Genomic DNA, 1080 nt, shown 5'->3' with positions numbered 1-1080 from the left:
GAAATGCTTGGAAACCCCGTAATACTTTTGGTTTCCGCGCCAGTCCGCCCAGCGATGGCTAAGTTCTCACGCTTTGTAAATGACAGTATTCGGGTGCTTTCATATCAAGAGATTCCGGATAACAAGCAAATAAATATAGTGTCGACGGTCGGTCAATAATTTGACTACAGGAAGTTGTCGTCAAAAAAGCCTTTAGGTGAAGAGTTATGAAAGTTAAGCGTTATTTCTCCCATTCAATGCAAGATGCTTTGCGTCAGATACGCGAAGATTTAGGCCCTGATGCGGTGATTCTTTCAAACTCAAAAACAAATGGTGGTGTCGAGATATTGGCAACTGCCGAATATGAAGATCAGCCAGAGCAGGGTGTTGCTCAGGTATCTAATGATGAAACTCAAGTGAGCGCGTCCGAGCTCGCAAAACAACGCGCTGAGCGCAGTCTCGAATTGCAGGCGGAAATGGATAGAAGTCGTCGCCGCATCGAGAGCGTGAAGCAAGAACAGAACGTCATTAAAACAGAGCAGTTTGGTCAAACGAATAAGATTCAGGCGACTCCTGCAGTCAATCATGATGAGCGTTCGAGCAAGCAAGATGATCCGATTTACGTGATGCAGGAAGAGCTCCGTGAACTACGCGAAATGATTTCTGCTCAGGCGAAACAGTCGACTTCGCAACAATCTATTGAACCAATGCCTCAAGCTGTTGTGACGCCAAGCCAATCGATCGTAGATGAGCGCTTAGAGCGTCTAGCGATTCAGCAGCCTATTCGGAAGCAATTGCTAGATAGCGTTGCAAGTGAAGGCGATTTTGATACTGCTTGGGCAAAGGTGCGTAAACAAATTCATGGTGCGATTCAGACAGAATATAGCGAAATCATCGACATGGGTGGCGTGATTTCACTTGTCGGCCCTACCGGAAGTGGCAAAACAATGACGATTGGTAAGTTGGCTGCGCGTTATGTTATGCGTCATGGGGCAGATAGTATTGCTTTGGTGACAACAGATCGTTACCGAATCGCCGCACACGAGCAGCTAAAAGTGTTTGGAAGAATTCTGAATGTTCCAGTGCATGTTGTTGACGAGG

The 1080-nt window shown here is 46.5% G+C and carries 1 protein-coding gene; it reads left to right on the top strand.

Annotated features, from left to right (window positions below; translation table 11 throughout):
* Positions 1 to 206 precede the first annotated feature (206 nt).
* Positions 207 to 1080, top strand: an 874-nt coding sequence (gene flhF / locus A3762_RS18945; protein ID WP_068757131.1) for a flagellar biosynthesis protein FlhF, incomplete at its 3' end; no start/stop codon positions are given.

It is taken from the genome of Oleiphilus sp. HI0125 (assembly GCF_001635355.1).
The sequence above is the reverse complement of the archived record's forward strand: the minus strand, read 5'-3'. Positions and strand labels throughout refer to the sequence as shown.